The sequence below is a fragment of the Blastococcus sp. CT_GayMR19 genome, from assembly GCF_004570385.1.
GTDB lineage: Bacteria > Actinomycetota > Actinomycetes > Mycobacteriales > Geodermatophilaceae > Blastococcus_B.
In genome coordinates, this window is record NZ_SPQL01000019.1 from 30,262 (window position 1) to 48,796 (window position 18,535).

The 18,535-nt window shown below is 73.7% G+C and carries 17 protein-coding genes; 12 read left to right on the forward strand and 5 right to left on the reverse strand.

Features of this window, described 5'->3' with window-relative positions; all coding sequences use genetic code 11:
• Positions 1-58 precede the first annotated feature (58 nt).
• The 3 genes from E4P39_RS19865 (at position 59) to E4P39_RS19875 (ending at position 2,600) form a co-directional block, all read left to right on the forward strand.
• Positions 59-994 (forward strand): tyrosine recombinase XerC, encoded by a 936-nt coding sequence (locus tag E4P39_RS19865; RefSeq protein ID WP_135138319.1) that lies wholly within the window; start codon positions 59-61, stop codon positions 992-994.
• Between the two features lie 102 nt (positions 995-1,096).
• The gene (gene whiG / locus E4P39_RS19870; protein ID WP_245159977.1) at positions 1,097-1,897 is read left to right on the forward strand and encodes an RNA polymerase sigma factor WhiG; all 801 of its coding nucleotides are present in this window, start codon (positions 1,097-1,099) and stop codon (positions 1,895-1,897) included.
• Between the two features lie 88 nt (positions 1,898-1,985).
• Positions 1,986-2,600, forward strand: coding sequence for a class I SAM-dependent methyltransferase (locus E4P39_RS19875; RefSeq protein ID WP_135138321.1), 615 nt, complete (start codon positions 1,986-1,988; stop codon positions 2,598-2,600).
• A 90-nt stretch (positions 2,601-2,690) separates the two neighbouring features.
• Here the strand turns inward: E4P39_RS19875 and E4P39_RS19880 are convergent, their stop codons facing one another.
• On the reverse strand, positions 2,691-3,197 hold the full coding sequence (locus E4P39_RS19880; protein ID WP_209306636.1) for a M23 family metallopeptidase: 507 nt from the start codon (positions 3,195-3,197) through the stop codon (positions 2,691-2,693).
• A gap of 298 nt (positions 3,198-3,495) precedes the next feature.
• On the opposite strand from E4P39_RS19880, the gene rpsB reads away from it, so the two are divergent.
• The 5 genes from rpsB to E4P39_RS19905 all read left to right on the forward strand — a co-directional run bounded on the left by rpsB (position 3,496) and on the right by E4P39_RS19905 (position 7,968).
• A complete protein-coding gene (rpsB, locus tag E4P39_RS19885) occupies positions 3,496-4,461 on the forward strand; it encodes a 30S ribosomal protein S2 (RefSeq protein WP_135138323.1) in 966 nt (321 codons plus the stop codon).
• Positions 4,462-4,550: 89 nt separating this feature from the next.
• Positions 4,551-5,366 (forward strand): translation elongation factor Ts, encoded by an 816-nt coding sequence (gene tsf, locus E4P39_RS19890; protein WP_135138324.1) that lies wholly within the window; start codon positions 4,551-4,553, stop codon positions 5,364-5,366.
• Between the two features lie 123 nt (positions 5,367-5,489).
• The gene (gene pyrH / locus E4P39_RS19895) at positions 5,490-6,239 is read left to right on the forward strand and encodes a UMP kinase (protein ID WP_135138350.1); all 750 of its coding nucleotides are present in this window, start codon (positions 5,490-5,492) and stop codon (positions 6,237-6,239) included.
• Between the two features lie 59 nt (positions 6,240-6,298).
• Positions 6,299-6,856, forward strand: a complete 558-nt coding sequence (frr, locus tag E4P39_RS19900; protein WP_135138325.1) for a ribosome recycling factor — start codon at positions 6,299-6,301, stop codon at positions 6,854-6,856.
• A 128-nt stretch (positions 6,857-6,984) separates the two neighbouring features.
• Positions 6,985-7,968: a phosphatidate cytidylyltransferase gene (locus E4P39_RS19905; protein ID WP_245159978.1), complete on the forward strand. Its 984-nt coding sequence runs from the start codon at positions 6,985-6,987 to the stop codon at positions 7,966-7,968.
• Positions 7,969-7,972: 4 nt separating this feature from the next.
• On the opposite strand, the gene E4P39_RS19910 is transcribed toward E4P39_RS19905, so the two are convergent.
• The 4 genes from E4P39_RS19910 to E4P39_RS19925 are packed head-to-tail and all read right to left on the reverse strand — an operon-like array spanning position 7,973 to position 11,693.
• Positions 7,973-9,064, reverse strand: a complete 1,092-nt coding sequence (locus E4P39_RS19910; RefSeq protein WP_135138327.1) for a DUF952 domain-containing protein — start codon at positions 9,062-9,064, stop codon at positions 7,973-7,975.
• A 13-nt stretch (positions 9,065-9,077) separates the two neighbouring features.
• Positions 9,078-9,845 (reverse strand): UDP-galactose-lipid carrier transferase, encoded by a 768-nt coding sequence (locus tag E4P39_RS19915; protein WP_135138328.1) that lies wholly within the window; start codon positions 9,843-9,845, stop codon positions 9,078-9,080.
• Between the two features lie 46 nt (positions 9,846-9,891).
• Positions 9,892-10,548 carry a response regulator transcription factor gene (locus E4P39_RS19920; protein ID WP_135138329.1) on the reverse strand — a complete coding sequence of 219 codons (657 nt, stop codon included), beginning with the start codon at positions 10,546-10,548 and terminating at the stop codon, positions 9,892-9,894.
• The gene (locus E4P39_RS19925) at positions 10,545-11,693 is read right to left on the reverse strand and encodes a sensor histidine kinase (RefSeq protein ID WP_135138330.1); all 1,149 of its coding nucleotides are present in this window, start codon (positions 11,691-11,693) and stop codon (positions 10,545-10,547) included. Before E4P39_RS19925 ends, E4P39_RS19920 begins: the two co-directional genes overlap by 4 nt.
• A gap of 141 nt (positions 11,694-11,834) precedes the next feature.
• Between E4P39_RS19925 and E4P39_RS19930 the strand changes: the two genes are divergently transcribed.
• The 4 genes from E4P39_RS19930 (at position 11,835) to E4P39_RS19945 (ending at position 18,506) form a co-directional block, all read left to right on the forward strand.
• Complete coding sequence (locus E4P39_RS19930; protein ID WP_135138331.1) at positions 11,835-12,230, forward strand: hypothetical protein; 396 nt, start codon at positions 11,835-11,837, stop codon at positions 12,228-12,230.
• 107 nt (positions 12,231-12,337) lie between these two features.
• On the forward strand, positions 12,338-14,521 hold the full coding sequence (helR, locus tag E4P39_RS19935) for an RNA polymerase recycling motor ATPase HelR (RefSeq protein ID WP_135138332.1): 2,184 nt from the start codon (positions 12,338-12,340) through the stop codon (positions 14,519-14,521).
• 156 nt (positions 14,522-14,677) lie between these two features.
• Positions 14,678-15,514, forward strand: a complete 837-nt coding sequence (locus tag E4P39_RS19940; RefSeq protein ID WP_135138333.1) for a methyltransferase domain-containing protein — start codon at positions 14,678-14,680, stop codon at positions 15,512-15,514.
• 169 nt (positions 15,515-15,683) lie between these two features.
• Entirely contained in the window at positions 15,684-18,506 is a 2,823-nt protein-coding gene (locus E4P39_RS19945) for a BTAD domain-containing putative transcriptional regulator (protein WP_135138334.1), read from the forward strand.
• Positions 18,507-18,535 lie beyond the last annotated feature (29 nt).

Genomic DNA, 18,535 nt, shown 5'->3' on the forward strand with positions numbered 1-18,535 from the left:
GGCCACCGGACCGGCGCGGCGCCTTGACGCCCCGGAGCCGGCATCGGACGGTTCGGGGATGACCGCCGGGACAGCAGACGTGCGCGCCGCGCTGCCGCCGGCGCTCGCCGAGGCCCTCGCCGGCTACGAGGACCACCTGCGGAGCCAGCGGGACCTGTCCGAGCACACCGTGCGCGGCTACGTGGCCGACGCCGTGGGGCTCCTCGACCACCTGACGCGGCGGGGCGGCGAGCAGGCGCACGACCTCGATCTGGCGGCGCTGCGCAGCTGGCTGGCCCAGGGACGCACACGGGGGCACAGCCGCGCCACGACCGCCCGCCATGCCGCATCGGCCCGGTCCTTCACCGCGTGGCTGCGCCGCGCCGGCCTGACCCCGCAGGACGTCGGGCAACGCCTGGTGAGCCCGAAGGCGCACCGCATCCTCCCCGGCGTCCTCGCCCCGGAGCAGGCCCGCGCGGTCGTCGACGCCGTGGCCGGCGCGGAGGAACCGGTCGGGCTGCGGGACTCGGTGGTCCTCGAGCTGCTGTACGCCAGCGGCATCCGGGTCAGCGAGCTGGTCGGCCTCGACGTCGACGACGTGGACCGGGGCCGTCGATTGCTGCGCGTGCTCGGAAAGGGCCGCAAGGAGCGGAGCGTGCCCTACGGCGTCCCGGCCGAGCGCGCCGTCGACGCCTGGCTGACCCGTGGCCGCCCCGCCCTGGCGTCCGCCGATTCCGGTCCCGCCCTGCTGCTGGGTGCCCGTGGGCGCCGGCTCGATCCCCGCGAGGCACGCCGGATCGTCCACGCGGCCACCGCCGGGGTCCCGGGCGCCCCGGACATCGGCCCGCACGGGCTGCGGCACTCGGCGGCGACCCACGTGCTCGAGGGCGGCGCCGACCTGCGCTCCGTCCAGGAGCTGCTCGGCCACGCTAGCCTCGCAACAACCCAGATCTACACCCACGTGACGGTCGAGCGGCTCCGTGCGGTCCACGCCCAGGCTCATCCCCGGGCCTGAACGGCCGTCCGGGTGGTGGCAGGATCGGCGGAAGCCATGACCGGGCAGGACCACCGCAGGACCGTCCCGCAGGACCGAGCACCAGCACCGAGGAGCGCGCCCGTGTCTGAGGCCACCATCGACGATCTCGACGAGGTCGGTGAGGACACCGACGCCCTGCTGGCCGCGCTCTGGAACGACTACGTCGCCGGCCGGGACTCCGCGCTGCGCGACCGGCTGATCCTGCACTACGCGCCGCTGGTCAAGTACGTCGCCGGCCGCGTCGGCAGCGGTCTCCCCGCGCACGTCGAGCAGGCAGACCTCGTCTCCTACGGCACCTTCGGGCTGATCGACGCGATCACCCGGTTCGAGCCCACCCGCGAGGTCAAGTTCGAGAGCTACGCGATGGCGCGCATCCGCGGCGCCATCATCGACGAGCTGCGCAACACCGACTGGATCCCGCGGTCGGTCCGCATGAAGGCCCGTCAGTTCGAGCGGGCGGTCGCCGACCTCGAAGCGAAGTTCCAGCGCACCCCGACCGAGGAGGAGGTCGCCGAGGTCATGGAGATGGAGGTCGAGGACGTCCGGAAGTTCCTCGGCCAGCTGTCCCTGGTCAACGTCGTCGCCCTGGACGAGCTCCTGACCGACGACGACGGCGGATCGCCGCGACTGGGCGACACGCTCCAGGACTCCAGCGCCCTCGATCCGCAGGCGATGGCCGAGCACGGCGAGGCCCGCCAGCTCCTGGCGCGCGCCGTCGAGCAGCTGCCGGAGCGGGAGAAGGTCGTGGTCAGCCTCTACTACTTCGAGGGCCTGACCCTGGCCGACATCGGCCGTGTGCTCGGCGTGACCGAGAGCCGCATCTGCCAGATGCACACCAAGGCCGTGCTCCACCTGCGCACCAAGCTCGCCGACATCGCCTGAGACCGTGACCGGCACGGAGCCGGCGGGCGCCCGCTACGACGGTGCCGACTGGTAGGACGCGTGGGCGCAGACCGACGGCGCCAGAGCGATGGCCGCGGCGCAGGCGGCCCTCGCCGAGCTGATCCCCAACGGACGGGGACTCGCCGTCGACCTCGGGTGCGGGACCGGCCTGCATGCCGACACCGTTCGGCGCCGCGGCTACGACGTGCTCGGTCTCGATGTCAGCGCGGACCAGGCGCGTCTCGCCCGCTCGCGCGTCGCCGTGCTCAGAGCCGACGCGCGAGCCGTCCCCCTGCGCGACGGCGTCGCCTCCCTGGTGTTCTCCGTGCTGACGCACACCGACATCGATGGCTTCGGCACCCTCGTCGGCGAGGCGGTCCCCCTGCTGGCTCCCGGTGGCTGCTTCGTCCACGTGGGAGTCCACCCCTGCTTGGTGAGCCCCGTCGCCGAGCGGTTGGCCGACGGGGTGCGCATCCACCCGGGGTACCGGGTCGGCGGCTGGCGGGAGCGCACGCCGCACACGGGGAACGCGGTCCGCAGCCGGGTCGGCGTCCACCACCTCCCGCTGGAGCTCCTGCTGTCCGCTGCCCTGCATCCGGCCGCGCCCGTCGACGCCGTGACGGAACGAGGCGGGGACGCGGTTCCGGAATTCCTGTCCTTCCGCCTCCGGCGGGCACCGGTCGATCCAGCACGAGCTGGATGACACGGAGCCCGGCCACCTCGTGAACGAGCCGAGGCGGCGACTGCCCATCGGCCCGCCGGGCGAGCGGGACCGCGCCGTCCATGGGACCGCTCATCCCAGCGGCAGCAGCCGGATCCCCGGAGGCCGGAGCAGCAGCAACGGATCCAGATAGGTGTCCCCGCGACGCACGCCCCAGTGCAGGCAGGCCGCGGCCGCACACCCGGCATGACCGGTGGCCAGGATGCCGATGGGAGAGCCCCGCGCCACCGCCTGACCCGCCCCCACCGACGGGGCGACCGGCTCGTACGTCGTCCGCAGGCCGTTCGCGTGGTCGATGCTCACCACCGGCCGGCCGGCCACCATCCCGGCGAAGACGACCACCCCGTCGCCGGCGGCGAGGACCGGGGCGCCCGCGGAGCCCGCGAGGTCCACTCCCCGGTGGCCGGGGCCGTACGCGTGCGGCGGCGGCTCGAACGGCCGGCCGACCGCGAGCGGCCCGTCGAGCGGGACCGTCCACAGGGCCACCGGCGGGAGCGGGCGCTCGGGAGCAGCGGTCGCGGCCGACGGGGCCACCACGCAGGTGAGCAGGATCAGCAGGGCTGCGGGGCGATGTCGCACGGAGGGATCGTCGGCCCGGCCGGGACGCTGCGAGCGCCGGCCGCCGCATCTGTGGAGGGGCCGGAACGCTGGGGAAACCCACCCTGCGTCCTCGCGTATGCTGTCCGGTGCGGCCCGTCCCGACGGGTCGACTTCGCGCGTCCTCCTCCCGCCGGCTCAGGCGGGGCAGTCGCCACCTCGGTCCCAGCGGGCAACCGCCGGGGGTGTGGCGCCGCTGGACGCCAGGGCGGCGCACCACCCGGTGCCCGCGACAACCGAGAAGCGCGGCCACCGGCCGCGCGCACAGAGAAAGGCGACCATGGCAGTCGTCAGCATGAAGCAGCTGCTCGACAGCGGCGTCCACTTCGGGCATCAGACCCGTCGCTGGAACCCGAAGATGAAGCGCTTCATCTTCACCGAGCGCAACGGCATCTACATCATCGACCTGCAGCAGACGCTCGGGTACATCGACAACGCCTACGAGTTCGTCAAGCAGACGGTCGCCCACGGCGGCTCGATCCTGTTCGTCGGCACCAAGCGTCAGGCGCAGGAAGTCGTCGCCGAGCAGGCCACCCGCGTCGGCATGCCGTACGTGAACCAGCGCTGGCTGGGCGGCATGCTCACCAACTTCCAGACCGTGCACAAGAGGCTCCAGCGGCTCAAGGAGCTCGAGGACCTCGAGCAGACCGGCGCACTGGTCAGCCTCTCCAAGAAGGAGCAGCTGGTCCTCAGCCGCGAGAAGGCCAAGCTCGAGCGCAGCCTCGGCGGTATCCGCGACATGCAGAAGGTGCCCAGCGCCATCTGGATCGTGGACACCAAGAAGGAGCACATCGCCGTCGGCGAGGCGCGGAAGCTGAACATCCCGGTCGTCGCGATCCTGGACACCAACTGCGACCCCGACGAGGTCGACTACAAGATCCCGGGCAACGACGACGCGATCCGCAGCATCGCCGTCCTCACCCGCGTGATCGCCGACGCCGTCGCCGAGGGCCTCATGGCCCGTTCCGCCGCGCAGGCCAACGCCGGTCGCGACGAGGACGGCGGCGAGAAGGTCATCGGTGGCGACGAGCCGCTCGCCGACTGGGAGCGCGAGCTCCTGACCGGTGGCCAGGAAGCCGGCGCAGCCGCGGCGGCCACGGCCGCCACGGCTCAGGACGAGGCCACCCCGCTGCCGGAGACCCCGGCCGAGCCGCCCACGGTCACCGCGAACGAGGTCGCCCCGACCGCGGGCGTCCCCGCCACCGGCGACACGAGCACCGGCACCCAGGGCGCCCAGAACGGCTGACGGTCCGGCGCCGTCCCCGTTCCCGGGGACGGCGCCGCGGCATGCCCGCACCGCACACCAGCACCACCCCAGACCACAGAGGAAGTGACATGGCTGAGTTCACCGCAGCCGACGTCAAGCGTCTCCGCGACGCCACCGGCGCCGGCATGATGGACTGCAAGAAGGCCCTGACCGAGGCCGACGGCGACTTCGACAAGGCCGTCGAGTTCCTGCGCGTCAAGGGCGCCAAGGACGTCGGCAAGCGCCTCGAGCGCTCCACGACCAACGGCATCGTCGTCAGCAAGGACGGCGCGCTGCTCGAGCTCGACTGCGAGACCGACTTCGTCGCCAAGAACGCCGACTTCGGCAAGCTCGCCGAGCGCCTGCTCGACATCGCGCTGCAGACCCGGCCGGCCGACGCGCAGGCCCTGCTGGCCACCGAGGTCGAGGGCCAGACCGTGGCCGCGCTCGTCGAGGGCGAGTCCGCCCGCATCGGCGAGAAGCTGGTCCTGAGCCGGTTCGCCGCCTTCGAGGGCACCACCGCCACGTACCTGCACAAGCGGGCCACCGACCTGCCCCCGGCGATCGGTGTCGCGGTGCAGTACTCAGGGGGCACCGAGGAGGCCGCGCGCAGCCTGGCGATGCACATCGCCGCCGCGCGTCCCCGCTTCCTCAGCCGCGACGAGGTCCCGGCCGAGACGGTCGAGACCGAGCGCCGCGTCGCCGAGCAGACGGCCAAGGAGGAGGGCAAGCCCGAGCAGGCGATCGTGAAGATCGTCGAGGGCCGGGTCAACGCCTACTACAAGGACTTCGTCCTGCTCGAGCAGCCGTCGATCACCGACCCCAAGCGCTCGGTCAAGCAGATCGTGGACGAGGCCGGCGTCACCGTCGAGCGCTTCGCCCGCTTCGAGGTCGGCCAGGCCTGAGGCACAGCACGGACACGTTCGGCCCCGCTCCCCTCCCGGGAGCGGGGCCGTTCGTCCATGCGGCAGGATTCGAGCCACTGACTCCGAGCGAGGGATGACGCGTTGACCGACACCACCCCACCGCTGTCCGCCCCCACCGCCTTCCAGCCGGCCGACGGCAGCGGCTACCAGCGCGTGCTGCTGAAGCTCTCCGGCGAGACCTTCGGCGGCGGCAAGGTCGGCGTCGACCCCGTGATCGTGCGCGGCATCGCCGAGCAGCTGGCCGAGGTGGTCGCCAAGGGTGTGCAGGTCGCCGTGGTCATGGGGGGCGGCAACTTCTTCCGGGGCGCCGAGCTGTCCCAGGCCGGCATGGACCGCACCAAGGCCGACTACATGGGCATGCTCGGCACGGTGATGAACTGCCTGGCCCTGCAGGACTTCTGCGAGAAGGCCGGGGTCCAGACCCGGGTGCAGACGGCGATCACTATGGGCCAGGTGGCCGAGCCCTACATCCCGCTCCGTGCCATCCGGCACCTGGAGAAGGGCCGGCTGGTCATCTTCGGGGCAGGGGCCGGCATGCCGTACTTCTCGACCGACACGACCGCCGCCCAGCGGGCCCTGGAGATCGAGTGCCAGGTGATCCTCATGGGCAAGAACGGTGTCGACGGCGTCTACGACGACGACCCGAGGATCAACCCCGACGCGGTCATGTACGACGACCTGGACTACGGCACCGTGCTCGCCAAGCAGCTCAAGGTCGCCGACGCCACGGCGATCAGCCTGTGCATGGACAACGCGATGCCGATCGTCGTGTTCAACCTGCTGCGCGACGGCAACATCGCCCGTGCCGTCGCAGGTGAGAAGATCGGGACGTTGATCAGCCAGCCGGCCTGACGGCGAGTCACCGGACGAGGACGACGGCGGGGGTTGCTCCCGCCCAGGAGGAGACACCCGTGATCGACGACACCCTGCTCGATGCCGAGGAGCGGATGGACAAGGCGCTGTCGGTCGCGCGCGAGGACCTCGGTTCGGTCCGCACCGGCCGGGCGGCGCCGTCCATGTTCAGCAAGATCATGGTCGACTACTACGGCGCTCCGACGCCCGTGCCGCAGATGGCCTCCATCACCGTGCCCGAGGCGCGGATGGCGGTCATCAAGCCCTACGACACCAGCCAGCTCGCGGCCATCGAGAAGGCCGTCCGCGACAGCGACCTGGGCGTGAACCCGACCAACGACGGCCAGGTCCTGCGCGTCAACTTCCCGCAGCTCACCGAGGAGCGGCGCCGCGACCTGGTGAAGATGGCGCGGGCCAAGGGCGAGGACGCCAAGGTGGCGATCCGGAACATCCGCCGCCGTGCCAAGGAGGAGCTCGACCGCCTGGTGAAGGACGGCGAGTCCGGTGAGGACGACGTCCGCCGCGCGGAGAAGGAGCTCGACGAGCTCACCTCCCAGCACGTGCACGCCATCGACGACGCGATGAAGAACAAGGAGAGCGAGCTGCTCGAGGTCTGACCGCGACGGCCCGCCCGCCCATGACTCCGCCTCCGCTCCCTGGCCGCCCGGGCCCCTCCGATCCGGGGACCGAGCCGCTGCCGCGCGTGGGCGCGCAGCTCGCGGACCAGCCCGGTCCCGCTGCGCCGGTGAGCCCCGCTCCGTGGCGGCCCCACGACACCGGCCCGATCCCGGTCGTCGGTCGGCCGGCCCCGCCCTCCGCGGCCGCCTCCCGCCCGACCGAGGTGCTGCCGGCGGGGGCCACGCTGGCCCCCGTCGAACTGACCGGGCTGCCGACCACGGAGCAGCCGGTCGGCAAGAAGCCCGGACGGTCCGGCCGCGACCTCGGCGCCGCCATCGGGGTGGCGCTCGCCCTGGGCGCGGTCATCCTGCTGTCCCTGCTGGTGTGGCGGCCGGCGTTCCTGCTGGTCCTGACGGCGGCCGTCGTGGTGGCCACCATCGAGCTGGTGCGGGCCCTGCGGAAGGGCCGCTTCCGCCCACCGCTGGTGCCCGTTCTCGCCGGGGGACCGGTGATGATCGGTCTGGCCTGGAGCCGAGGTCCCACCGGGCTGGTCGCCGGGTTCCTCATCACGGTGCTGGCGGTCATGCTGTGGCGCCTGGCGGAGGGGCCGGTCGGCTACCTGCGCGACGCCGCCGCCGGCGTGCTGGTCGCCCTCTACGTGCCACTGCTGGCCGGTTTCGCCGCCCTGATGCTGGTGCCCGACGACGGTGCGGCCCGGGTGGTCGCCTTCATCGTGACGGTCGTGTGCAGCGACGTCGGGGGGTTCGCCGCCGGCGTCCTCTTCGGGAAGCACCGCATGGCGCCCTCGATCAGCCCGAAGAAGTCCTGGGAGGGCATGGCCGGCTCGGTCTCCGCCTGCATGCTGGCCGGCGTCCTGCTGATCGGCCTGATGCTGGGCGGACCCTGGTGGGGCGGGCTGATCTTCGGCGCCGCGATCGCGGTGACGGCGACGATCGGCGATCTGGGGGAGTCGCTGATCAAGCGCGACCTCGGGATCAAGGACATGGGGGATCTGCTCCCCGGCCACGGCGGGCTGATGGACCGGATGGACTCGCTGCTGCCCTCGGCCGCGGTGGCCTACCTGCTGCTGTCGCTGTTCGCCCCTGCCTGAGGGGTCAGGCCTCCCGGCTCGCCTCCCACACCGAACCGACCGTCTCGAACCCGCGCCGGGCGTACCAGTGCCGCGGCCAGTCGCCGGCCGCCGCCTCGAGGACGACGAGGTCGCAACCGGCCGCCGCGGCGAGGTCCAGGGCTCTGGCGAGGACGGCGGCCCCGAACCCCCGGCGCCGCGCGGCGGGATCGGTCAGCACGGAGTCGACGGCGGCCGTCGCGCCGTCCACCCGGAGCTGCCCCGCGGCGACCACCCGCCCCGCGTCCCGCACCACGACGTCGGACACCGCCACGACCCGGTCGTTGAGGTGCTCCCGCCCGACGAGGGAAGCCACGACGCGGTCCAGGTCCCGGGTGCCGGCCAGGGACCGGCGCCAGGACCGCTCCCACAGGTCGTGCACCTCGCGCTGCGGGACGACCTCGGCACGATCGCCGCCCGGGAGGGCCGCGGTGGACCGCGCCATCAGCAGCACCTCGCCGACGTCCCATCCGCGCCGGCCGAGCTCGGCCGCGACCGGGCCGGCGCCGGGCCACAGCAGGGTCGCCGCCTGGTGCGGCCAGCCCGCGTTGCCGCCGACCTCGGCGGCGGACGCCTCGATGCTGTCGGCGTCCACCGGGTCGGAGAGGAGGAGCCGGTTGTTGTCCCGGGAGGAGGCGACGTCCGGGTCGAGCACCGCGACCCCGCCCGGCACGTCGCCCACGCCGACGGCCCGTCGCAGGGGCAGTGACGTGAGGTAGGCGAGCGCGCGGCCGAGCGGGTCGCCGGGGATGGGCAGCCGGAGGGGAGCGGGCGGCCGGTAGGGGACGACGGCGATCACCGCGGCGGTCGGCAGCGGCCCGTACAGATGCGGGAAGAGCAGGCCGTCCGGGTGCGGCGGCCGGCCCGGTTCCAGCCGCACCGGGTCGGTCAGCCGGGCCGGGTCGACGACGAGCAGGACCAGGTCGCGCCGCCCCGGGAAGAGCGCCTGCGCGGGGACGTGGACCTGCTCCGGCGTCGACAGGTGCACGAAGCCCTCGGCGGCCAGGGACGGCGGCCGCACCGCTCCCTCGGGAAGGGCGGCCCGCCAGGCGGCCGGCTCGATGAGGTGGACGAACAGGGGGCTCTCCGCGTCAGGTGGACAGCGGCGGGTCGGGGTCGAGGCCGCGGGCCTTCAGCGCCGACTCGATCGCCTCGCAGACGGTGCGGACCACGTCCACCCGCGCCCAGCGCTTGTCGTCGCCGGCGACGACGTGCCACGGCGCGACGTCGGTGTCGGTCCGCTCGAGCATCTCCTCCACGGCCGCCTCGTACTCCGGTCGCTTCTCCCGGTTGCGCCAGTCCTCGTCGGTGAGCTTCCACGCCTTGTAGGGGTCGTCCCGGCGGGACTCGAAGCGGCGCAGCTGCTCCTCCGGCGACACGTGCATCCAGAACTTGACCAGGATCGTGCCCTCGGCGGCGAGGGTGGTCTCGAGGTCGACGATCTCGCCGTAGGCCCGCCGCCAGGCCTCCTCGGAGGCGAAGCCCTCGACGCGCTCGACCAGCACCCGGCCGTACCAGGTGCGGTCGAGCACGGCCATGCCGCCCCACCCGGGCAGCACCGGCCAGAACCGCCACAGGAAGTGGTGCCGCTTCTCGTCGAACGTGGGTGCGGCGAACTGGGCCACCCGGACGTGCCGGGGGTCGAGCTCGCTCACGAGGCGGGTGATCGCGCCGCCCTTGCCCGAGGCGTCCCAGCCCTCGAACAGCACGCACAGCGGCGGCCCGAGCTCTCCCGGCCCGATCTGTCCGCCGAGCAGGAGGCGCAGGTGGACCAGCCGCTCCTGCGCGGCCTGGAGCTGCTTCTTGCCCTCGGACTTGGACAGGCGGACGCCGAGGTCGACCTCGCTGAGCCGGCTCATGGTCAGAGCCTGGCGCTCCCGGCCGCGCCGCGCAGCCCGGGGCACCTCATCGGGTGGCGCTGCTGCCGGCCAGTCCGCACTCGTGCGCCAGCACGATCGCCTGGGGCCGGTCGCGCAGGTCGAGCTTGGCGAGGATGTGCCGGACGTGGGTCTTCACGGTCGCCAGGGAGATGTAGAGTTCCGCGGCGATCTCGGGATTGGACCGGCCGGCGCCGACGAGGGCGAGCACGTCGCGCTCGCGTTCGCTCAGCGCGGCGAGCCTGGCCGGGCTGTCCGGCGCCGGCGGCCGCTGCACGTAGGAGGCGACCAGCCGGGCCACCACCTCGGACGCCAGCGGCATCTCGCCCGCCGCGACCGCCTCGACGGCGGACACCAGCCGGGCGCCGCCGGCGTCCTTGAGCAGGTAGCCGGCCGCACCCGCCCGCAGCGCCCGGAAGGTCAGCTCCTCGCCCTCGAAGGTGGTCAGCACGAGTACCCGGGTGGGGCTGCGCGCCTCGACGATGCGGCGCGTCGCCTCGATGCCGTCCAGCTTCGGCATCCGCAGGTCCATGAGCACGACGTCGGGACGCAGGTCCAGGACGAGCCGCACCCCTTCCTCGCCGTCCTCCGCCTCACCGAGGACGTCGATGCCCGCCAGCTCGAGGATGAGTCGCAGCCCGTCCCGGACGAGCTTCTGGTCGTCCACCAGCACCGTCGTCGTCACGGCGCCCCCGGGAGCTCGCGCGGCAGCCGGGCGGTCAGGGCGTAGCCGCCCTCGTCCGTCGGGCCGGCGTCCAGCCGGCCGCCGAGCATCCGCACCCGTTCGCGCATGCCCACCAGCCCGAAGCCCGACGACTCCGACCGGGGCGACGGGATGGCGCCTTCCCGGTTGACCACCTCGACCAGCACCTCGGCGTCGTCCCCGACGACCCGGACGTCGACCGATGCGCCGGGTGCGTGCCGGCGGGCGTTGGTCAGGGCCTCTTGGACGAGCCGGTAGGCGGCCAGCTCGACGCTGGCGTGCGTCGGCTGGGACGGCGGCCGCAGGGTCAGATCGACCTGGAGGCCGGCGGCGCGGGACTGCTCCACCAGCGCCGGGACGTCGGGCAGGCCGGGCTGGGGGCGCAGGTCCTCCTCCTCCTCGGCGGCGCGCAGCATGCCCACGACCCGGCGCATCTCGGCGAGCGCCTCCGCGGCCGAGGACCGGATGGCCTCGATCGGCACGGCCGCCCGTTCCGGCGCCTTCGCCAGCGCGGCCGCCGCCGCGTCGGCCTGCAGCGCGATGACGGTCACCTCGTGGCCGATGACGTCGTGCAGCTCCCGGGCGATGCGGGAGCGTTCCTCCGCCACGGCCGCGCGCTCCGCGGTCGCCCGCTCCTGGACCAGGCGGCCGGTCAGTTCCTGCAGCAGCGCGGTCTGCGACCGCTGGTGGGCGACGAGCCGGCCTGCGGCGGCGGGGCCGGCGACGGCGAGCGCCGCCCCGATCGCCGCCTGCCAGATCTCGGGCCCGAGCAGCGTGCCGACCACTCCCACGACGACGCCGACTCCGGTGACCACGACGACCCGCCACAGCCGGGCCTCGTGGGCACCGACGGAGTAGAAGAGCAGCCCGGCGATGAGATAGCCGAGGAGCAGGAACCCCTGCGGCGTGGGGATCGTCCAGACGGCCGTCATCGTCAGCGCCGCGACGGCGGGATGCACCCGCCGCCAGGCCAGCGGGAGCGTCGACCCCGCGGCGACGAGCACCGACACCACCGGGCTCGCGATCGGTGCGAGCACCACCTGCAGCAGCGACAGCGCGAGGAAGACCGCCGCGAGGACGACGTCGGCCCGCGGCGGCACGGCCGGCCGGGGCAGCGACGGGATCACGAACGCGAAGGGTAGGGGCGACCGGGCCCGGCGACATCAGCCCTGGGGCTGACGGCGGGAACAGCCCTCGGGTCGATGTCGTGCGGGCTCCGCTCTTCCTAGCGTTCGGGGCGTCGATCCCACCCCCGTCCAGGAGGAACCATGACCACGACCGCCGTCCGCCCCCGGGTCCGCCGTACCGCCCTGCTGCAGGGCACCCGCATCCTGCTCGGCCTCTTCGGGGCCGTGAAGCTCGCCGGCACCGCGTTCTTCCTGTTCTTCGCCACCGCCGAGCAGAACGGCGACCCCGAGGGGCTCGCCGACTGGTCGGTCGGGATCTGGTCGACGGCGCTGGCCGTGGCCTTCCTGGTGGCCGCCGCGCGGCTCGGCGCGGACCGGCGCGTGCTCCCGGCGCTGGCCGGCGTCCTGCTGCTGGACCTCGTCTTCAGCGCGGTGAAGCTCACCGTCTACGACGAGCCCGAGGCGGTTCTCTTCATGGCCGTCGACCTGGTGATCATCGTCCTGCTCACCCTGATCGGCCGTCGCACGAGGACGTGACAGCGGGGCGGGGGACTCCCTCATCTCCTTTGTAGCAGAGTTCGGCGGCGCTCATGAGCGGAAAAAATCCGACCTATGGTCACGGACATCAGATCGGAGCTGATGCCGTGAACCCCTTGACCACCAGCGCTTTCGACCTTCCCGCCCACCTCAGCCCCAAGGCCGCCCCGACCCTGATCGCCGGCGACGAGCAGCACTTCGCGGCGATCGCCGAGGGCCTCGAGCAGTCGATCGCCGACCTGTCCGACCGCCTCGACGCCGAGCGCAAGGCCCCCGGGGGCATCGGCCAGGAGGCCCTGGACCGGGACCTGGAGATCCACCGGCTGACGGCTCGCCTGCGCACGCTGCGCCGCTTCGGTCTCGACCTGTGCCTCGGCCGCATCGTCTCCGCGGACGGCGCCGAGCCGGTGTACGTCGGACGGCTCGGCCTCACCGACAGCTCGGGGCGCCGGCTGCTGCTCGACTGGCGATCCCCGGCGGCCGAGCCGTTCTTCGGCGCCACGCACGCCAACCCGATGGGATTGGCCAGCCGCCGCCGGTACCGCTGGACCCGTGGCCGGATCAGCGACTACTGGGACGAGGTGTTCGCCCTCGACGAGTTCGGGGGGATCGCCGGGTTCGAGGGCCACGCCGCGCTCGACGACCAGTCCGCCTTCATCGCCAGCCTGGGCAGCAACCGGTCGGCCCGGATGCGGGACGTGCTGGGCACCATCCAGGCCGACCAGGACGCCATCATCCGCGCGGGATCCCGCGGCGCTCTCGTCGTCGACGGCGGTCCGGGGACGGGCAAGACCGTCGTCGCCCTGCACCGCACCGCCTATCTCCTCTATTCCGACCCCCACCTCGGTCACCACCGTGGCGGCGTGCTGTTCGTCGGACCGAGCCAGCCCTACCTGGCCTACGTCTCCGACGTCCTCCCCAGCCTCGGGGAGGAGGGCGTGCAGACCGCCACCGTGCGGGACCTCGTCCCCGAAGGCGCCGCGGCAGGGATCGAGGCCGACCCGGAGGTGGCCCGCCTGAAGTCGTCGATGGACGTGGGGACGGCGATCGAGGCGGCCGTCCGGTTCTACGAGGAGCCGCCCCCCACGGGGTTGACGGTCGAGACCGACTCGGCAGATCTCCGGCTGAGCGCCGCCGACTGGGCCGAGGCGTTCGAGGCGCCGGACCCCGGGACCCCGCACAACGAGGCGCGCGACCAGGTCTGGGACGAGCTGCTCGCCATCCTGATGGACTCCTACGACGGCGACGAGGCGGACGACCTGCTCCGGAAGTCGCTGCAGCAGAACCGGGACCTGCTCGCTGCCTTCAACCGCGCGTGGCCGCTGCTCGAGGCCACCGACGTCGTCGGCGACCTGTGGTCGGTGCCCGCCTACCTGCGCAGGTGCGCTCCCACGCTCGGCGCCGACGACGTCCGGCGGCTGCAGCGCGCGGACGCCCAGGCCTGGACGGTGTCGGACCTGCCGCTCCTGGACGCGGCGCGCCAGCGGCTCGGCGACCCGGAAGCGTCGTGGCGCCGGCGCCGGCAGGAGGCGACCGTCGCCGCCGAACGCGAGCGCATGGCCGGCGTCATCGACGAGCTGATCGCGACCGACGACTCCGAGCTGCTGCTGATGACGACCCTGCGCCACCAGGACCTCCGCGACACCCTGGTCGACGAGGCGGCGCTGCCCGAAGCGGACCCCGACCTGCTCGCCGGCCCGTTCGCGCACGTCGTCGTGGACGAGGCCCAGGAACTGACCGACGCGGAGTGGCAGATGCTGCTGCTCCGCTGCCCGTCCCGGAGCTTCACCGTCGTCGGGGACCGCGCCCAGGCCCGGCACGGATTTCCGGAGACCTGGCAGGAACGGCTCGAGCGCATCGGGCTCGACGAGATCGGCCTGGCCTCCCTCACCATCAACTACCGGACGCCGGAGGAGGTCATGGCCGAGGCCGAGCCGGTCATCCGGGCGGTGCTCCCGGACGCCAACGTGCCGACGTCCATCCGCAGCAGCGGCGTCCCCGTCGTCCACGGCTCCGTGTCGGAGCTGGACTCGATCCTCGACGCGTGGCTCGCCGAGCACGCCGAGGGCGAGGGGATCGCCTGCGTCATCGGCGGTCCCCCGTTCCGGGCAGGGTTCCGGCCGGGGCCCCGCGTGCGGTCGCTGACCCCGGAGCTGTCGAAGGGGCTCGAGTTCGACCTGGTGGTCGTGGTCGACCCGGAGGCGTTCGGCACGGGCATCGAGGGCGCGGTCGACCGCTACGTCGCGATGACCCGGGCGACCCAGGAACTCGTTCTCCTCACGAGTTCCTGACGTCCGCTCCCGCGTGGAGCCGGGGGCGGATCCGGCACGCCGTGGGCGTACGCCGCTGGATTGCACGAGGCTGCGTCCGGGTTGCAGCCGGTCTGCAACGTGCCGGAGTCATCGTCGTCGCACTGCGGAACCACCGCACGACGAAGGGAGCGAGGAATGACCGACACCATCGACGCGATCACCGCCGATCGCGCGCTCAAGGCCCGGCACCGCGCGATGTGGGCGCTGGGCGACTACCCGGCCGTTGCCTCGCAGCTGATCCCCGAGCTGGGGCGTGTGCTGGTCGCCGCAGCCGGAGTCGGCCGCGGGGACCGGGTCCTGGACGTCGCGGCAGGCACCGGCAACGCCGCCGTCCCCGCCGCGCTCACCGGCGCCGATGTCGTGGCATCGGACCTCACCCCGCAGCTGTTCGCGGCGGGCCGCGAGTTCGCGGCGCGCGAGGGCGTCGAGGTGGCCTGGGACGAGGGCGACGCCGAGGCGCTGCCCTACGCGGACGGCGCATTCGACGTCGTGCTGTCCAGCGTCGGCGTGATGTTCGCGCCGCACCACCAGCAGGCTGCCGACGAACTGGTGCGGGTGTGCCGCCCCGGCGGGCGGATCGGCCTCATCAGCTGGACTCCCGAGGGTTTCGTCGGCGAGATGTTCCGGACGATGAAGCCCTACGCGCCGGCGCCGCCCCCCGGTGCCCAGCCGCCTCCGCTGTGGGGCGACGAGGCCCACGTGCGCAGCCTTCTCGGCGATGCGGTGACCGACGTCGTCGCGCGTCGGAAGACCGTGACGGTAGGCGGCTTCGGGACGCCGGAGGAGTGGCGGGACTTCTGGAAGTCGGTCTACGGGCCGACGATCGTGGCCTACCGCAACATCGCCGACGAGCCCGATCGCGTCGCGGCGCTCGACCGCGACCTCGCGGCGCTCGCCGCCCGCTACGACCGCGGCGACGGGACGACGATCCTGGAGTGGGAGTACCTGCTCCTGACCGCGCGTCGGACCTGAACGACGAGCAGTCTCAGCGGCAGGGGCGCTCCCTTCCGGGGGCGCCCCTGCCGCACTGCGTCGCACGCGCGCTGCCGGCGAACATCTGGTCCTCCTCCGGAACTCGCCACTACTGTCTGCCTCGCCCGTTGCACAGCGATTGCAGGGCGGGACAGGCAGGTGCTGGGCGGTGCGCTTACGGATCCTGGGGCCCTTGCAGGTCGAGGACGGACGTGGACCGGTCGCCGTCGGTGGTCCCAAGCCGCGCGCGCTGCTGGCCGTCCTGCTGGTCGCCGGGGGCGAGGTGGTGCCCGCCGATCGGCTGGTCGACGCCCTGTGGGGGGACACTCCACCCCCCGGGGCACGGACGGCGCTCCGCGCCTACGCCTCCCGGCTCCGGGGCGTCCTCGGTGCCGCCGCGCCCCTCCGGCACCGCCCCCCGGGGTACAGCCTGTCCCTCGACGCCGCGACGCTCGATGCCGCGGAGTTCGAGCAGCTGGTCGGCGCCGCACGGGCCGCCGCCGGCGAGGGAGACCATGGGCGGGCGCTGGCCGACCTCGACGCCGCCCTCGCGCTGTGGCGGGGTGATGCGCTGGCCGAGTTCGCGGACGACGAGTTCGCGACGGCCACTGCCGCCCGGCTGACCGAGCTGCGCACGAGCGCGCTCGAGGCCCGGGCGGAGGCTCTGCTCGCACTGGGTCGGGTGGCCGAGGCGATCCCCGAACTCGAGGCGATCGTGCGCCGTCATCCCTCGCGGGAGCGGCCGGCGGTCGCGCTCATGGAGGCGCTGTACGCGACGGGGCGTCAGGCCGACGCGCTCGCCGCCTACCACGAGTTGCGCGCCCGTCTCGACGACGATCCGGGCGTCGAGCCGGCCGCTCCGGCACAGGCGCTCTACCGGCGGATCCTCCTCCACGACCCGGCACTTGCCGCACCGGCACGGCAGGGGAACCTCCCCCGGCGGGCCAGCGGGTTCGTCGGCCGCAGGGCAGAAGTGGACCGCGTCCTGGCCGCTCTGCGGGCCGGACCGCTGGTCACCCTGACCGGCGTCGGGGGCGCCGGGAAGACGCGGATCGCGGTGGAGGTCGCGGGCCGCGACCGGGCGCGCTTCGCCGACGGGGCATGGCTCTGCGAGCTGGCCGCCCTGCCCGACGGCAGCCCGATCGGGGACGCCGTCGCCGCGGCGCTGCGGATCCAGCAGCGTCCCGGTCTGTCGGTCGAGCAGACCGTGATCGAGTACCTGCGCACGCGGACCCTGCTGCTCGTCGTGGACAACTGCGAGCACCTCCTGGCGCACGCATCCCGGCTCATCGCCGAGGTCGTGCAGCAGTGCCCGCAGGTCGTGGTCCTCGCGACCAGCCGCGAGGCGCTCGGTGTCGAGGGGGAGCAGCTGTGGCCGGTCCCGCCGCTGCCGGTCGAGGACGCCATGGCGCTGTTCGTCCAGCGCGCCCGCGCGTCGTCGCCCGACTTCCTGCTCGACCAGGCCGCAGCGGAGGCGGTGGCGACGATCTGCGCCCGGCTCGACGGGCTGCCGCTCGGCATCGAGCTCGCCGCGGCCCGGATGCGGGTGATGAGCCCGATGGAGGTCGCCCGGCGGCTGGAGGAGGCCCCGCTGCTCGGTGGAGGACGCGGACCCGTCGCCCGGCACCAGAGCCTCGTCGCGGCGATCGAGTGGTCCTATCGGCTGCTGCCAGAGGCCGAGCAGCGGCTGTTCCGCAGCATGTCGGTGTTCGTCGGCGGCGCCGACCTGCGCGCGGTGCACCAGGTCGCCGACCCGGCGGCGGACGAGGACGACGTGCTCGATCGGCTGACCCGGCTGGTCGACCGTTCGATGGTGGTGGCCGCCAGCGGGGTGCACAGCCGATATCGGCTCCTCGAGACCCTGCGGGCCTACGGGCGGTCCCGGACGGAGGCCGACGACGCCGACCTGCCGCTCGCCCAACGGCATGCCAGGTACTACACGGAGCTGGCAGAGCGCGCGGCGCAGGGGCTGCAGGGCCCGGACGAGCGGGCATGGGTGGAGGAGGCGCTGGCCGACTACGACAACCTGCGTGCCGCATTCCTCCGGGCACATGCGGACCGCGACTGGGACCTGGCGGTGCGTCTGGTGGCAGCCGTGCCGGAGCTGGTGAGCCTGCGGATCGGGTACGAGGCCTCCGGGTGGGCCGAGCGGCTGCTCGACGACGTCGATCCCGACCATCCCCGGTACGCGACCGCGGTGGGCGCCGCCGCCCGGGGTGCGTGGAACCGCAACGAGTACGAACGGAGCGCGAGCCTGGCGCGGCGGGCGGAGGGCCGGCAGCCGCCACCGGGGACCCCGCGCATCGCCTACCCGGGCGACGTCCTCGCGGACGTCGCCCTCTACGAGGGGGACGTGGACCTCGCCCTGCGGCACTACACCGCCGAGGCGGAGCGTGCCCGCGGGAACGGCGACCGGATCCGGCTGGTGTGGACCCTGTACTACGTCGCGGTCTGCCAGGCCGTGCGCCGGGAACCGCAGCTCGGGGTGCCGGCCGCGCAGGAGAGCCTCGACGTGGCGGAGGAGACGGCCAACCCGACGGCACGGTCGATGGCCCGATACGCGCTCGGCCTGGTGGTGAAGAAGTCCGAACCCGCCCGTGCGCTGGCCCTCTTCGACGAGGCCGCTGCCCTGGCGTCGTCCGTGCGCAACTTCTGGTGGCACGGGATCGCGATGATGGAGGCCGCGGCGACCCGCGCCGTTCACGGTGATCCGGTGGCGGCCGCGCGCGCGTTCCTCACCGTGCTCGACCACTGGGACCAGGCCGGGGACACCACGCAGCAGTGGCTGAACCTGCGCTACGTGGCGCGGCTGCTCCACCGGGTCGACGCCGGGTCCGACGCCGCCACCCTGCATGCGTTCCTGGTCGCCGCGGGGAAGCCCTCACCGCTGGGTCCGCCGGAGTCGGCGCAGTCCGGACCGCGGCCCGGCCCAGGGGCGTCCGCGGTGGCAGCGGTCGCCCACGCCCGCGCCGCCCTCCGCCGAGTTGCCTGAGGCTGCTCCGCTCGTCATCCTCCCGCCAT